Annotated in this window: 1 protein-coding gene; it reads right to left on the bottom strand. The window is 47.2% G+C overall.

The features are described 5' to 3' along the window. Positions 1-119 precede the first annotated feature (119 nt). A partial coding sequence (locus ACY2RR_RS24825) for a helix-turn-helix domain-containing protein (protein WP_490110870.1) occupies positions 120-233 on the bottom strand: 114 nt, incomplete at its 5' end.

Genomic DNA, 233 nt, shown 5'->3' on the forward strand with positions numbered 1-233 from the left:
TTCCGATGATCTCAGTGTGGATGGCAGTACGCTTGATCTGATTAGCTTCGTTGGTTTGATCGACAAACCAGACCGGACCTTTGCAATCGTTACACCGTAACCCTTATCACGCCCAACGCTCAGGCACTCTCAGTAGAGAGTGCCTTTTTTTTACGATACTGTTTCGGACTAACAGAAACCCAGCGCTGGAAAGCACGATTAAAATTACTGCTGTCATTGAACCCTACCCTGTC

Source organism: Parendozoicomonas sp. 2304DJ65-17, from assembly GCF_058148445.1.